We start from the raw sequence: 14496 nt of genomic DNA on the forward strand, positions 1-14496 counted from the left end.
TTTCGGGGCAAGGGAGAAACGGGGCGCGGCGTGCTGGAAACCCTGGGCTCCGTGACCGCCTCCCCGTGGATCTACGCGATCGTCGCGGCCTCCGTCGTCCTCGACGTCTTCGTGCCCCTGCTGCCCAGCGGGGTCCTCGTGATCACCGCGGCGACGGCCGTCGCGGGCACCACGGCGGCCGACGCCGCCGACCTTCCGAGCCACGCCGCGCGGCACGTCGCCGCCTTCCCCCACCTCCCCGAGATGTTCGCGCTGGTGCTGTGCGCCACGGGCGCCTCGGTCCTCGGCGACCTCGTCGCCTACCGGCTCGCCTGGCGTGGCGGTGACCGCTTCGACCGCGCCATCGCCCGCTCGCGCCGTCTGACGCTCGCCCAGGAACGGCTGGGCCAGGCGCTCGTACGCGGCGGAGGCGCCCTCGTCGTCCTCGCCCGCTTCGCGCCCGCCGGGCGCTCCGTCGTCAGCCTCACCGCCGGCGTGGCACACCGGCGCGCCGCCGAGTTCGTGCCGTGGTCGGCGCTGGCCGGGCTGGCGTGGGCCGCGTACAGCGTGGGGCTCGGCTACTTCGGCGGCAAGTGGCTGGGCGGCGCGGGCTGGCTCGGCACCGTGGTCTCGGTGCTCGCGCTCTTCGCGGCCGGGACGCTGGCCGCGTACATGATCAGGCGTGGCCCGAAGGACGAGCCGGTCCCGGCGGCCCAGTAGTTTCCGGCGGCCCAGTAAGGGGTGCCCGCCAGGGGGCGCGGCCCTTACCAGGCGGCTCCCGTAGCCCGTACCGGTGGTGCGAGCATGGCCGCATGAGCGATCCTCGTACACCCGCAGCCGACACCCCCGCTCCCGGACCCGCGCCCGTCTGGCAGGTGCGCCCCGAGCGGCAGGGCGAGCGCGAGGCGGTACGCCGCGTCAACCTCGCCGCCTTCGAGACCACCGAGGAAGCCGACCTGGTGGACGCGCTGCGCGAGGACCCGGACGCCTGGCTTCCGGGGCTCTCCTACGTGGCCGTGTCCGCGCCGGGCGCGCTGGCCGGTCCCCTGGGCGAGCCCGTCCCCGAGCCCGGCGAGGGCGGGGACGGGAACGAGGACGGGGGCGAGGTCGCCGGGTACGCGCTGCTGACCCGCTGCCACGTCGGCGACGTACCCGCGCTCGCGCTCGCCCCGTGCGCCGTACTGCCCGCGCACCAGGGCAGGGGCGCGGGCGGCGCCGCGATCCGGGGCGCGCTCGACGCGGCGCGGGAGGCGGGCGAGCGCACGGTGATCGTGCTCGGGCACCCCGCGTACTACCCCCGCTTCGGCTTCACGCCCTGCGCACGCTTCGGCATCACCCCGCCGCCCGCACAGGAGTGGCCCGACGAGCCGTTCCTCGCCCTCTCCCTGGACGGCGGCGACCCGCCACGCGGCCCGGTGCGGTACGCGGCGCCCTTCGGCCTCTGAGCCGCCCACGAGCCTCACCCTCCTCCCGTCCTCGTCTCTCCGGGACCCGCGCTCCGAGCCCGCGTCCGTGCGCCGTTCGCGACGATGCCGTGCCGCACCCATTGACCCTTAACCGGTTCAGTGCTTCCATCCCCGGCCATCGACCCAAGCGGCCGAAGCACCCCACGGACGAATCGACGAGGTCTGCCATGCGCCCCACACGCACGCACCCCCGCACACGCCCACACGCACGCAGGACGAGGAAGAGGAGGGCCCTGGCCCTCGGCGCCGCCGCCCTGTTACTCGCCGGGACAGGCGTGCCCGCCGCCGTCGCGTACGAGGAACACGCCCCCTTCCCCGCCTCGACGGAACCGAAGCAGTCGGCAGGAACCGGTTCAGCTCGCGCCGCCGAACCCGGTGCCGCCGCCACCCCCGGCGAACTCGTGTCGTATCTGAAGAGCATCACCGGCAGCCGCACCGTGACCGGCCAGCACAACAAGGAGCCGCTCTCGCAGCCCACCCAGTACACGGAGCAGGCGCACGGGATCACGGGCGTCTACCCAGGGCTGTGGGGCGGTGAGTTCGGCTTCGGGGCGAGCGATCTGGACGACCGGCAGACCATGGTCGACGAGGCGAAGAACCAGTGGCACAACGGCTCCCTCGCCGCCCTGACCTGGCATGTGTGCCCGCCCACCCGAGGCTCGTCGTGCGGCTGGGAAGCGGGCACGGGGATCATGGACGAGCTGTCCGCCGGCCAGTGGACCGAGCTGACCACCGACGGCACGGGACTGAACTCCGCCTGGAAGCGGCGCCTGGACGAGATCGTCCCGTATCTCCAGCAGTTGGAGGACGCGGGCGTGCCCGCCCTGTTCCGACCGCTGCACGAGATGAACGGCGACTGGTTCTGGTGGGGCGCGCACGGCGGCGACCACGGGACCCGCAAGCTCTACCAGCTCACCCACGACTACCTCACGCGGGAGAAGGGCCTGGACCAGCTGGTCTGGGTGTGGAACGTCGACGCCAAGGGAGCCGCCGGGCAGATGCCCGACTACTACCCCGGGGACGCGTACGTGGACGTCGTCAGCGTCGACGCCTGGAACGACGCGGGCTTCCCGAGCGGTGAGCAGTACGCGACGCTCCAGGACCTCGCGGGCGGCAAGCCCCTGGCCCTCGCCGAGGTCGGCCGCATCCCCTCGCCCTCCGACCTCGCTGCGCAGCCGGAGTGGACGTACTTCATGGTCTGGTCCGAGATGCTCACCGACCCCGTGTGGAACACCCCGGAACGCATCCGGGAGACGTACGCGCACGAACGCAGCCTGAACCAGGGCGAGCTGGGCCTCGGCGCCGCCACCACCGCCGCGCGCCGCTGACCGCCACCGGATACCGCAGCGCACCGCACCGCCAGAACTCTCCTGCTCCAGCGAGGGAAGAGCCGTTGACGCTCTCCCCCGTATACGGGGGAGATGCTTACGGCTCGCGCCGTGAGACCTCCTGTTTCATCACCGACTGCCCGCCCGGAGAACTCCGTTGAGGTCTTACACCAGCTCCGCAGGCCTGGACCGCCCGTCCGGCGGCAAGCAGGTTCTTGGCCGCGTTCACGTCCCTGACGTGACTCGTGCCGCAGCCCTCGCATGTCCAGGTGCGGACATTGCCCTGCTCCGCAGGGATCCGATTCCTCCCCGCACTAAAAGACGGGGTTTCCCCGGAGGTGCCCGATGACAGCACGCCACGTCCGTACGACGGGCCGTTCCCGTACGGCCCGAAGCACCCGCCACCGCAGGACCACAGCGCTGTTCGGGGCCGCCGCGCTCGGCCTGACCGCCGCCGCGTGCGGCGGCTCGGGCGGCGGCGCCTCGAGCGACCCCAAGACGCTCACCGTCCTCTCGCAGTACGTGAAGTCCACCCCAGGAGGCAAGGTCTTCCACGAGGAGGCCAAGGCGTTCACCGAGGAGACCGGCATCAAGGTCAAGGTCGTCGAGGCCGGTGAGGACCTGGACGAGACGTACGAGACCTCGCTGACGGCGGGCAAGGAGGCGGACATCGTCTTCGTCAACGTCTACGACAAGTCCCTGGGCTGGTCCAAGAACGGCGCCACCGTCGCCGCGACGGACTACATCGAGGACTGGGGCCTCAAGGACAAGGTGCTGCCGCAGGCGCTCACCGAGTGGACGGACTCGGACGGCAAGCTGATGGGCTTCCCGTACGCGGGCTTCAGCTGGCCCGTCTGGTACAACACGGCGCTGCTGGAGAAGGCCGGAGTGGAGGAGATACCGGCCACGACGGACGAGCTGATCGCGGCGGCGAAGAAGCTGCGCGCCAAAGGCATCGCACCGATGGCGGTGGGCGGCAAGGACTGGAGCGGTCAGAAGGTGCTCTCGCAGGTCGCCCAGGCATACTCCAGCGCCGCCGAGACGCGGAAGCTGTACGCGCGGGGCGGCTTCTGCGCGTCGGCCGACGCGATGAAGGGCATCGAGCTGTTCGTGAAGCTGCGCGAGGCGGGCGTCTTCATCGACAAGGCGCAGGGCTTCACGTTCGAGACGATGCAGAGCAAGTTCTGGAACCGGCAGGCGGCGATCATGTCGCAGGGCTCCTGGGCGCTGGCCGAGGTGCCGGAGAAGACCGCGGAGCAGACGGTGATGGCCGGGCTGCCGATCCCCTCCGGCAGCACCTTCGACAAGCCGACCGCCTTCCGCGGCTACACCAGCACCGGCTTCTGGATCAGCCCCAACGGCGACAAGAAGGCCGACTCGGTGAAGCGGTTCATCCAGCACTTCTACCAGCAGGAGGTGGCCGAGCGGTTCCTCGACGACGCCAGCATCATCACCTCCGTCGAGCTGGACGAGAAGCGGCGCGCGACGGACGACGACCTGCTCGACCAGTCCCTCAACGACCTCCCCGCCAAGGCGGACTTCGCGCAGCTCCCCGACCTCCAGATCCCGGCAGCCGCCAACACCCCGCTCGTCCAGGCCACCAGCCTCGCCTTCGGCGAGGACGCCGACGCGAAGAAGATCTGCGCGGCGATGGACCAGGCGTACAGCGGAGTCAAGTGATGGCGGCGGCCCCCTCCGCCGTGGCGGAGCGTGTTTCGCCGCCCGACGGCCGCAAAGGGGGCGGCCGACGGTACGGGCGGGGCGGGCCCTCTCGCGCGGCAGCGGGCGCGAGAGGACGCAGGGGCGCGAGTCCCACGCTGTGGGCCGTCCCGGCACTGCTCTGGTACGGCGTCTTCATGGCGGGCCCGCTCGTCGCGATGTTCGTCATCAGCGGCAACGAGTGGGCCAGCCTCGTCGCCCCGCACCGCTGGATCGGCTCGGCCAACTACGGGGACGTGCTCGCGGACCCCGTGTTCTGGGAAGCGCTGACCAACACCCTGATCCAGCTGGCCGTGGCCCTCCCGCTGATGATCCCGCTCGCCTTCATGCTGGGCTACTACCTCCAGCTCAAACCCCCGGGCCACCGGCTGCTGCGCGTGCTCTGCTTCACTCCCGGGCTGCTCTCGCTCTCCGCCAAGGCCATGATCTTCTTCGGGATGCTGGCACCCGACGGAGGCGTCAACGGGCTGCTGGCCTCGGTGGGCCTGGAGTCGTCCACCACGCCCTGGCTGGCCGACCCCGCCACCGCGCTGGCCGCGATCATCGCCGTCGACGTCTGGAGCGGCATCGGCTACACGGCGGTGCTGTTCGCGGCGCGGCTCGCCTCCGTGCCCGAGACGGTCTACGAGGCGGCGGCGCTGGACGGCGCGGGGCACTGGCGGCGCATGTGGCAGATCTCGTATCCGATCTGCAAGGACTTCTTCGGCGTCGCGACGATGCTCCAGTTCCTGTGGACGCTCTTCAACTCGGCGGCCACCGTGCTGATGCTCACCCAGGGCGGCCCCGGCACCGCGTCCACGACGCTGTCCTTCCTGATGTACCAGAAGGCGTTCCTGCAACAGAACATCGGCTACAGCCAGGCCGTCGGCACCCTGCTCTTCGTCCTCGGCCTGCTCGGCATGGTCGTCATCCGCCGACTGCTCCGGCAGAACTACTGAGGGGAGGCCGGGCCGGCCATGTCACAAGCCACACGCACTACAGGCACCACGCGCGGGCGCGCCCCGCACGGGAAGGGCCTCGTCGCGGGCCACGTCGCCGCGTGGACGTACGCGCTGCTCCTGCTCGTCCCGCTCTACTACCTCGTCGTCTCCTCGCTCAAGGACAACCAGCGCGTCCTCACCGACCCGTTCGGCCTGCCCACCCAGTGGCTGACGGACAACTTCACCCGCGCCTGGGAGCTGGCAGCGCTCGGCCCCGCGCTGGGCAGCTCGGCGCTGATCACCCTCGGCGCGGAGGCCATCAGCCTCCTGCTGGCCTTCCCCGCCGCCTACGGGCTCGCGCGCAGCGGCGGGCGTACGGCGGCCGTCGTGGAGAAGGTCTTCGCGCTCGGGTTCCTCATCCCGGCCTTCGCCGCGCTGGTGCCGACGGTGCTGCTCGCGATCGAGCTGGGCATGTTCCAGACCCGCGCCTTCCTGGTGCTGTTCCTGCCCGCCACCTCGCTCCCCCTCTCCGTCATCCTGCTGACCCAGTTCCTGCGCACCATCCCGGCCGAGCTGGAGGAGAGCGCGCTGATGGACGGCGCGGGGCGGCTGACCGTGCTGCTGCGCGTCTATCTGCCGCTGTCGGTGCCGGGGGTCGTCACCGTGGCGATCCTGAACTTCCTGGGGTTCTGGAACGAGTACCTCTTCAGCCTCGTCATCCTGGGCCCCGACCCCGATCTGCGTACGGTCCAGGTCGCGCTGCCGTCGCTCACCTCGGCGGTGATGGTGCAGTACGGGATACTCTCCGCCGCCTGTCTGATCACACTGGCTCCCGTCTACGTCGTCTACACCGCGCTCCAGCGCCGCATGGAGGCCGCCCTCGTCGAGGGGGCCGTGAAGTCGTGAACCCCGAGCACCGCACCGGGCACCCCACTGAGCACCGCCCTGAGCATCCCGTCGCGCCCCCGAACCGCGTTCCGCGGACGAACGGAGACTGTTTGACGCTCTCCCCCGTATACGGGGGAGATTCTTACGGCTCGCGCCGTGAGACTTCCTGTTTCATCACCGACTGCCCGCCCGGAGAACTCCGTTGAGGTCTTACACCAGCTCCGCAGGCTTGGACCGCCCGTCCGGCGGCAAGCAGGTTCTTGGCCGCGTTCACGTCCCTGTCATGGGCCGTGCCGCAGCCCTCGCACGTCCAGGTGCGGACGTGCAGCGGCATCTTGCCCCGCAAGGTGCCGCAGGTGGAGCACAGCTTGGACGAGGGGAAGAAGCGGTCCACGACCACGACCTCTCGCCCGTACCAGGCCGCCTTGTACTCCAGCATGGAGCGGAATTCGCTCCAGCTCGCATCCGAGATGGCTCGGGCGAGCGTGTGGTTCTTGACCATGTTGCGCACGGTCAGGTCCTCAATCACGAGCGTTTGGTTTTCGCGCACGAGTCGAGTGGTGAGCTGGTGGAGCAGGTCGCGGCGCCGGTCAGCGATGCGGGCGTGCACCCGGGCGGCCTTGCGCCGCGCCTTGGCCCGGTTGTTGCTTCCCCGGGCCTTCTTCGCGAGGTTGCGCTGGGCCTTGGCCAGGCGAGCGCGGTCCCGGCGCTCATGTCGGGGATTGGCGATCTTCTCCCCGGTGGACAGGGCCAGAAGGTGCGTCAGGCCGACGTCGATACCGACCGCCGTATCCGTCTTCGCCAGCGGCTTCACGGATGCGTCGTCGCACAGCATGGAGACGAACCAGCGTCCGGCCGCGTCCTGGGAGACAGTCACCGTCGAAGGGCTCGCCCCTTCGGGAAGGGGCCGGGACCACACGATCTCCAGCGGCTCGCGCATCTTGGCGAGGGTCAGCTTCCCCTCGCGGAAGCGGAAGCCGCTGGTGGTGTACTCGGCGGACTTCCGGAACTTCTTCCGGGACTTGAAGCGCGGGTACTTGGCCCGCTTGCCGAAGAAGTGGGTGAACGCCGTCTGCAAGTGCCGCAGGCACTGCTGAAGCGGCACCGAGGACACGTCGTTGAGGTAGGCCAGTTCCCCGGTCTTCTTCCACACCGTCAGCATCGCCGAGGTCTGGTGGTAGTTCACCCGCTCCTGCCGCGCCCACGCCTCCGTGCGTGCGGCGAGAGCGAGGTTGTAGACCTTGCGCACACAGCCGAACGTGCGCGACAGCTCAGCCGCCTGCGCATCGGTCGGATAGAAGCGGTACTTGAACGCCCGCTTCACCTGGCCCGTGGTCACGCTCACAAACTAGCGAGACTGCGACTTAAGACCAAACCCGCGGGGCAGAGCACCGCCTTTCGCCCCGGCGGCGAAACCCCGCTCGTTGCCCTGCTCCGCAGGGATCCGATTCCTCCCCGCCCTCAAGGACGGGGTTTCCCCGGAGGTACCCGATGAAGGACGTCACGCCGCTGTGCGAAGGCTGGACGCTGCACCACGAGGGCCGGTCACTGCCCGCCACGCCCGCCACCGTCCCGGGCTGCGTCCACACCGACCTGCTGGCGGCGGGACTGATTCCGGACCCGTATCTCGGCGAGAACGAGCGCGACGTCGCCTGGGTGGGCCGCGCCGACTGGACGTACACGACGACGCTTCCCGCGCGACAGCAGCCGTCCCCCCACTCCTCCCCTGAGCACGAGCGCACCGACCTGGTCTTCGACGGGCTCGACACGGTCGCCGCCGTCACCCTGGGCGGGCGCCTCCTGGGCACCACGCGCAACATGCACCGCGGCTACCGCTTCGACGTCACCGGCGCGGACCTCGCCGAGACGGACAGCGCCGAGGCGGACCGGACCCTCGCCGTCCGGTTCACCTCCGCCTACACGGAGGCGGAATCCGAGCGGGACCGGCTCGGCGACCGCCCCAACTCGTATCCGGAACCCTTCCCCTACCTCCGCAAGATGGCCTGCTCCTTCGGCTGGGACTGGGGCCCGACCCTCGTCACCGCCGGAATCTGGAAGCCGGTGCGCCTGGAGCACTGGTCCACAGCGCGGCTCGCCTCCGTCAGGCCGCTGGTGACGGTGGAGGCCGACGGCACCACGGGCCGCGTCGAGGCGCACGTGGAGATCGAGCGCGCCGCCTCGGGCCAGGGCCGCCCGCTGACCGCCGAGCTGCGGGTGGCGGGTGTGCGGGCGACGGTGCCGGTCGCCCCTGACGCGACCGGCACCGTCGTCACGCTGCGGGTTCCCGACGTGCGGCTGTGGTGGCCGCGCGGACACGGGGAACAGCCGCTGTACGACTGCGAGGTGACGCTGCACGGCCCGGCGGCCGAGGACGGCACTGGAGACACCGGGGACACCGGGGACACCGGAGGCCCCGCGCTCGACTCCTGGAACCGGCGCGTCGGCTTCCGCACCGTCGCCCTCGACACCTCGCCCGACGCGCACGGCACGGCCTTCGCCCTCGTCGTCAACGGCCGCCGCGTCTTCGCGCGGGGCGTCAACTGGATCCCCGACGACACCTTCCCGTCCCGCATCACCCACGCGCGCTACGCGCACCGCCTCCGCCAGGCCGCCGAGGCCAACGTGGACCTCGTCCGCGTCTGGGGCGGCGGACTCTACGAGTCCGAGGCGTTCTACGACGCCTGCGACGCGCTCGGACTGCTGGTCTGGCAGGACTTCCCGTTCGCCTGCGCCGCCTACCCGGAGGAGGAGCCGCTGCGCTCCGAGGTCGAGGCGGAGGCCCGCGAGAACGTCACCCGGCTCGCGTCCCACCCGAGCCTCGCCCTGTGGTGCGGCAACAACGAGAACCTGTGGGGGCACGAGGACTGGGACTGGAAGCCCAGGCTGGGCGAGCTGAGCTGGGGCGAGGGCTACTACCTGGACCTGCTGCCGCGCGTCGTCGCCGAGCTGGACCCCACGCGCCCGTACTGGCCCGGCAGCCCCTGGTCAGGGTCGTGGGACCACCACCCCAACGATCCCGCGCACGGCACCCACCACTCCTGGGAGGTGTGGAACCGCACCGACTACGCCGACTACCTGCGCGACGTGCCCCGGTTTGTCGCCGAGTTCGGCTGGCAGGCGCCGCCCGCCTGGGCCACGCTGCGCCGCGCCCTGCCCGATGACCCGCTGACCGACCCCGCCTCCCCCGGCATGCTCCAGCACCAGAAGGCGGCGGACGGCAACACCAAGCTGGCCCGCGGCCTGGCCCGCCACTTCACGGTACGGTCCGGCACCGTCGCGGAGGGGCCCGAGGCCACGTCGTCGTCCGTCGAGCGCGAACTCGGCTTCGACGCCTGGCACTACCTCGCCCAGCTCACCCAGGTACGGGCCGTCTCCACGGGCATCGAGCACTGGCGCTCCCACTGGCCGCGCTGCGCGGGCACCGTCGTGTGGCAGCTCAACGACTGCTGGCCGGTGACCTCATGGGCGGCGGTCGACGGCGAAGGCCGCGCCAAGCCCCTCCACCACGAGCTGCGGCGCCTCTACGCGGACCGGCTGCTGACGTTCCAGGAACGCGAGGGCGCGCTGACGGTCGTCGCCGTCAACCAGTCCCGCACGGAGTGGAGCGGGCGTCTCGTGCTGCGCCGCCACTCGGCCGACGGTGCCGTGCTCGCCGAGTCCACGCTGCCGTTCGCCGCCGGGCCCGACGCGGTCGCGGTGGTGCCGCTGCCGCCGGAGACGGCGGGGCTCGGGGACGCGGCGAAGGAGTTCCTGACGGCCGAGGCCGACGGCGAAGGCGAGGGCGAAGGCGAGACCGGGGCCGACGGCCTGCGGGCCCTCCACTTCGCCTGCCCGGACAGCGAGTTCGCCTGGCCACGCCCCCGTATCGACGTCGCACTCGCGCCCGGCGACGGGGGCGGGGACGAGGAGGGGGAAGGGGACGGAACGAAGCTGGTCGTCACGGCCCACACCCTCGTACGCGACCTGCTCCTCCAGCCCGACCGGCTCGCGCCCGGCGCGGCGGCCGACCACGGCGTCCGCACCCTGCTGCCAGGTGAGAGCGTCACCCTCACCGTCACCGGCTGGCACCGGCCGAGCGCCGAGGCGGCCCGCACCGCCCTGTACTGCGTCAACGCGCCAGGCGGCCTCGCCGCACCCGACGTCGCAGGCACGGGCGGCGGCCCGGCCTCATGACCACCCGCCGCGCCCGCCGCCCCGGACCCGCCGCTGGCCGCCGCGTCACCATCAACGACGTGGCGGCCCGCGCGGGCGTCTCCAAGGGCGCCGTCTCCCTCGCGTTCAACAAGCGCCCCGGTGTCTCCGACGCCACCCGTGCCCGCATCTTCGCCGCGGCGCGCGAACTGGGCTGGGCCCCCCACCTCTCGGCCCGCTCCCTCTCCAACTCCAAGGTGGACACCATCGGCCTGGCCATCGCCAGACCCGCGCGGATGCTGGGGCTCGAACCCTTCTACATGGAGTTCATCTCCGGCATCGAGAGCGTGCTGAGCGAGCGCTCCTGCTCCCTGCTGCTGCGCCTCGTCCGCGACCACGACGAGGAGACGGCGCTCCAGGAGACCTGGTGGCGCTCCCGCCAGATCGACGGCACCATCCTCGTCGACCTCCACCAGGACGACCCGCGCCTCCCGGCCGTGCGGAGCCTGGGCATCCCGGCCGTCGCCGTGGGGCACCCGTCGCTCGCGGAGGACCTGAGCTGCGTGTGGACGGACGACGCGACGGCGGTGACCGAGGCCGTCCGCTATCTCGCCGCGCTGGGGCACCTGCGCATCGCGCGCGTCGCCGGGCCGCCCTCGCTGGGGCACACCGCGATCCGCACGACGGCGTACGAGGAGACGCTGCGCGCCCTCTCCCTCCCCTACCGCCGCACGCTCCCCACCGACTTCTCGGGCGAGGAGGGCGCGCGGGCCACCCGCACGCTGCTGGCCTCGGCCGACCGTCCGACGGCGGTGATCTACGACAACGACATCATGGCGGTCGCCGGGCTCTCCGTCGCCTCCGAGATGGGCCTCGCGGTCCCGGCCGACGTCTCCCTGCTGGCCTGGGACGACTCCCAGCTCTGCCAGTTGACCCACCCGACGCTCTCGGCGATGAGCCACGACGTGACCGCGTTCGGCGCCGAGGTGACCCGTCGCCTCTTCCAACTCCTGGACGGCACCTCCCCGCCCCCGGGCCCGGTCCGCTCCCCGACCCCGTCCCTCATCCCGCGCGGCAGCATCGCGCGACGGGACCGGTGAGGGAGCCGGGGGGTGGGGACCAGGGTTGGGTCTACTCGTTCCGGTCGTGAACGCCCGGCTGCAACACCTCGTCGAGCACCTCGCGCACGGCGCCGTAGGCGACATAGTTGACGGCGAAGGCGAGATCCTCGGTGCTGCCCACTTCCTCGCCGACCTCCTTGAACTTCGCCTCTTCCTTGGCGGCCCAGTCCCGGGCACGACGGATCCGTTCGAGCAGTTCCTGTCCGTCCACGATGTCAGTCATCCCCGGAACGTAACCCTGAGCGTGGCCCGTAAACGGCTGGTCGGTAGGGTGACCGGTCGCTACCGGTCGCTTCTGCTGGTTCCGGGGGGAACGTATGGCACAGGACAGCGCGCTTCTGACCATCGAGGAAGGGGCGATCGAGGTAGAGGAGGACCTGAAGAAGCACCGCTTCCTCCAGCGCCTCACGCTTCTCTGGTTCCTCGCCAGCGTTCTCGTGCTCACGGGCCTCCTCATCCTGATCAACGTCGTGGTGACGTTCGAAGCGCCGAAACCGGGCGAGCCTGGCGGGGGACAGGGCGTGGCCAACGTCATGACCGTCCTGTTCGGCGGGGCCTCCACCGTGGCCGCCGCGGTCAACTGGTACAGCATGAGGTCCAAGATCGACGGCCTCGTCGTCGAGCAGCGCAAGCTGGAGGCGCGACGGCGTCTCGCGCTGGCGGCTCAGGACGACGCCCGGTCCATCCCGAACGCCTTCAGCGAGTACCGCGAGTCGGTCCCCCTGGTGCGCGACGAGTACCGGCGGAGCGCGGACCGCTACCGCTCCCGCCACAACCGTTTCCAGTTGACGGTCATCGTCGGCTCGATCCTCACCTCCGTCGCCACCACAGCGGCGGCCGAGGAGGGCATCTGGAGCTGGCTCGCCGTCTCGACAAGCGCCCTGGTCAGCATCTCCGCGGGCATCATCTCCTACTACAAGTTCCGCGAACGGAGCCTCAACCTCCAGCAGACGGCGGACGCGATCGATCTGGAGCTCCAGGCGTACCGGCTGGGCATCCGCCGCTACAAGGGCGTGCCCCCGGCCGAGGCGTCGGCGACCTTCGCCGAGGAAGTGGAGCGGCTCCGCGAGGAACAGCGCAAGAAGGAACTGCAACTGGAGCAGCCCCCGGAGACCTCGCCCGACGTCCACTCGTCCCCGAGTCCGGCCCGGCCCGCGCAGATCTGACACGCCGCCCCCTTTGAGAGGTTTCGACGATGACACTCAGGGACTCCGTCGAATCGATGGAACAGCTCACCGTGGCCTGGCGCACCATGGTCCTCGACCGGAACCCGGACGCGGATGTACGGGACCTCCCCGGCATCGCCGTGCGCTGGGCCGACTGCCGGTTCCTCTTCTGGAACTGTGTGACGCTGACCGAGGACGGCGTGGACGCGGACGTCCTCGGTCAGCGCCTGGGCCAGGCGGCGGACATCATGCGTACGAAGAAGCACCCGGGCTTCCTCTGGCTCTTCGAGGACCTCCTGGACGACGAAGCCCGCGCGACGCTGGGCCCGGGGGCCGAACGAGCGGGCCTCGCGCACGCCTTCTCCGGCACCGGCATGGCCGGGAACCTGCTGCCCCTCCCCGAGCCGACACACCCCGATCTGACCTTCACCCGCGTGACCACCGACGACCACTTGCGCGCCTACGCGGACCTCAACTCCCGCGCCTACGGCTTCCCCCTGGAGGACGGCCGGGACGGCCTCGTCGCCGGTTCCCGCCTGTGGCAGCACGAGGCGTACGCCTACCTCGGCCTGCGGGACGGCACCCCGGTGACCTGCGCCGCGACGGTGGAGGCGGACGGCCGCCTCTTCGTCGCGCTCGTCGCCACGGCGCCGGAGTGGGAGCGCCGGGGCTACGGCGAGGCGGTGACCCGGAAGGCCCTCTACGAGGGCGCCCGCGCCACGGGCCTGCCCCGCGCCACCCTCCACGCGACCGCCGCCGGCGCCCCGGTCTACCCCCGCATCGGCTTCACCCCGAACTCCCCGCTCCACTTCTACGGGCTGCGGGACTGATCCGCGTACGGCAACGGTGCGGCGTACGTGGGGTGCGGGGTCTGCGGGCGCGGGGAGCACCAGGCCGTGACCTGGGGCGTTTTCGGGCGCTGAGACGATCTCGTTCTCGTAGATGTCGTATCCGTTGATCTCGTTCGGGTCGCCCATCGCCCACCCTTCGGTCCGGGGACGCATCGGCCTGATGCCCGAGCGCGTCGCCCGCCTGCACCCCGCCGACCAGGGCGTGACCATCGCCGACACCCCCTTCGAGCTGGGCCACCTCCTGGAATCACTCTGGTGGCACCCCGCCCACGAACGCGACCCCGTCCACACCTGGCTGCGCCACATGGCCTCGGAGGCGGGCCGCATCGTGGAAGGCGGTCAGGGGCTGGGACAGGGACAGGGTCAGAATCGGGGTCAGGGCCGACGGTGAACCGACACCGCGTACGCGCCACCGGCGTAGGGCTCGCGGTCCCACGTGGCGTACCGCACCTCGGGCGCGAGTCCTGCCGCCACACAGTGCGCGTCGTAGTCGTCCACGGTGTAGCCCCGGTCCAGGGAGAAGCCCGCCACCAGGCGGCCTCCGGCCCTGACGTGCGCCGCGACCCCGGCGACCAGGGCCGGTTCCGTGCCCGGCGGGGTGAACAGGGGGACGTTGCCCGCCATCACCACCACGTCGAAGGACCTGCCGAGGTCGAGGGCGGTCAAGTCGCTCAGGTGCCAGGGGATGCCGGGCGCGAGGCGCCTGGCCGTCTCCAGCATCGACGCGTCGACGTCCACCCCCACCACGTCGACCCCGTGCCGCGCCAGCTCGATCGCCACCCTGCCCGTACCGCACCCCGCGTCGAGCACACTGGCCGGCTCCAGAGAGCGCACCAGCGTCGCCTCACCGTGCACGTCCCGGCCCTCGGCGGCAATGCTGTCGAACCGCGCCTGATACTCCTCGCCATCCCACGCCATACGCCCACC

15 protein-coding genes are annotated in these 14496 nt (G+C 71.4%); 11 read left to right on the forward strand and 4 right to left on the reverse strand.

Annotated features, from left to right (window positions below; all coding sequences use genetic code 11):
* Positions 1-30 precede the first annotated feature (30 nt).
* From ACWGJ2_RS32370 to ACWGJ2_RS32380, 3 genes are all read left to right on the forward strand, one after another.
* The gene (locus ACWGJ2_RS32370; protein WP_453349871.1) at positions 31-699 is read left to right on the forward strand and encodes a DedA family protein; all 669 of its coding nucleotides are present in this window, start codon (positions 31-33) and stop codon (positions 697-699) included.
* Positions 700-791: 92 nt separating this feature from the next.
* Positions 792-1424 carry a GNAT family N-acetyltransferase gene (locus ACWGJ2_RS32375; protein WP_453349872.1) on the forward strand — a complete coding sequence of 211 codons (633 nt, stop codon included), beginning with the start codon at positions 792-794 and terminating at the stop codon, positions 1422-1424.
* 296 nt (positions 1425-1720) lie between these two features.
* Positions 1721-2773 carry a glycoside hydrolase family 26 protein gene (locus ACWGJ2_RS32380; protein WP_453349873.1) on the forward strand — a complete coding sequence of 351 codons (1053 nt, stop codon included), beginning with the start codon at positions 1721-1723 and terminating at the stop codon, positions 2771-2773.
* 97 nt (positions 2774-2870) lie between these two features.
* On the opposite strand, the gene ACWGJ2_RS32385 is transcribed toward ACWGJ2_RS32380, so the two are convergent.
* Entirely contained in the window at positions 2871-3128 is a 258-nt protein-coding gene (locus ACWGJ2_RS32385) for a zinc ribbon domain-containing protein (protein WP_453349874.1), read from the reverse strand.
* Between ACWGJ2_RS32385 and ACWGJ2_RS32390 the strand changes: the two genes are divergently transcribed.
* Genes ACWGJ2_RS32390 through ACWGJ2_RS32400 form a run of 3 tightly spaced genes read left to right on the forward strand, consistent with a single transcriptional unit; the run spans position 3119 to position 6318 of the window.
* Positions 3119-4453 carry an ABC transporter substrate-binding protein gene (locus ACWGJ2_RS32390; protein WP_453349875.1) on the forward strand — a complete coding sequence of 445 codons (1335 nt, stop codon included), beginning with the start codon at positions 3119-3121 and terminating at the stop codon, positions 4451-4453. The two genes, ACWGJ2_RS32385 and ACWGJ2_RS32390, sit on opposite strands and share 10 nt — an antisense overlap.
* A complete protein-coding gene (locus ACWGJ2_RS32395; RefSeq protein WP_453349876.1) occupies positions 4453-5430 on the forward strand; it encodes a carbohydrate ABC transporter permease in 978 nt (325 codons plus the stop codon). Before ACWGJ2_RS32390 ends, ACWGJ2_RS32395 begins: the two co-directional genes overlap by 1 nt.
* Before the next feature lie 18 nt (positions 5431-5448).
* Positions 5449-6318: a carbohydrate ABC transporter permease gene (locus tag ACWGJ2_RS32400; RefSeq protein WP_453349877.1), complete on the forward strand. Its 870-nt coding sequence runs from the start codon at positions 5449-5451 to the stop codon at positions 6316-6318.
* 124 nt (positions 6319-6442) lie between these two features.
* Here ACWGJ2_RS32400 and ACWGJ2_RS32405 read toward each other — a convergent pair whose 3' ends face one another.
* Positions 6443-7645: an RNA-guided endonuclease InsQ/TnpB family protein gene (locus ACWGJ2_RS32405; RefSeq protein ID WP_453349878.1), complete on the reverse strand. Its 1203-nt coding sequence runs from the start codon at positions 7643-7645 to the stop codon at positions 6443-6445.
* 146 nt (positions 7646-7791) lie between these two features.
* Here ACWGJ2_RS32405 and ACWGJ2_RS32410 point away from each other — a divergent pair, with 146 nt between their 5' ends.
* Together ACWGJ2_RS32410 and ACWGJ2_RS32415 are read left to right on the forward strand one after the other, a co-directional pair.
* Complete coding sequence (locus ACWGJ2_RS32410; protein ID WP_453349879.1) at positions 7792-10473, forward strand: glycoside hydrolase family 2 protein; 2682 nt, start codon at positions 7792-7794, stop codon at positions 10471-10473.
* Entirely contained in the window at positions 10470-11531 is a 1062-nt protein-coding gene (locus tag ACWGJ2_RS32415; RefSeq protein ID WP_453349880.1) for a LacI family DNA-binding transcriptional regulator, read from the forward strand. Before ACWGJ2_RS32410 ends, ACWGJ2_RS32415 begins: the two co-directional genes overlap by 4 nt.
* A gap of 31 nt (positions 11532-11562) precedes the next feature.
* Here ACWGJ2_RS32415 and ACWGJ2_RS32420 read toward each other — a convergent pair whose 3' ends face one another.
* A complete protein-coding gene (locus tag ACWGJ2_RS32420) occupies positions 11563-11775 on the reverse strand; it encodes a hypothetical protein (RefSeq protein WP_453349881.1) in 213 nt (70 codons plus the stop codon).
* A 94-nt stretch (positions 11776-11869) separates the two neighbouring features.
* Between ACWGJ2_RS32420 and ACWGJ2_RS32425 the strand changes: the two genes are divergently transcribed.
* From ACWGJ2_RS32425 to ACWGJ2_RS32435, 3 genes are all read left to right on the forward strand, one after another.
* Entirely contained in the window at positions 11870-12718 is an 849-nt protein-coding gene (locus ACWGJ2_RS32425) for a DUF4231 domain-containing protein (RefSeq protein ID WP_453349882.1), read from the forward strand.
* Between the two features lie 29 nt (positions 12719-12747).
* Complete coding sequence (locus tag ACWGJ2_RS32430) at positions 12748-13548, forward strand: GNAT family N-acetyltransferase (protein WP_453349883.1); 801 nt, start codon at positions 12748-12750, stop codon at positions 13546-13548.
* 112 nt (positions 13549-13660) lie between these two features.
* Entirely contained in the window at positions 13661-13960 is a 300-nt protein-coding gene (locus ACWGJ2_RS32435) for a hypothetical protein (protein ID WP_453349884.1), read from the forward strand.
* Here ACWGJ2_RS32435 and ACWGJ2_RS32440 read toward each other — a convergent pair.
* Entirely contained in the window at positions 13945-14487 is a 543-nt protein-coding gene (locus tag ACWGJ2_RS32440; RefSeq protein WP_453349885.1) for a class I SAM-dependent methyltransferase, read from the reverse strand. The genes ACWGJ2_RS32435 and ACWGJ2_RS32440 overlap by 16 nt on opposite strands.
* Between the last annotated feature and the right edge of the window lie 9 nt (positions 14488-14496).

The organism is Streptomyces sp. NPDC054796, from assembly GCF_053611545.1.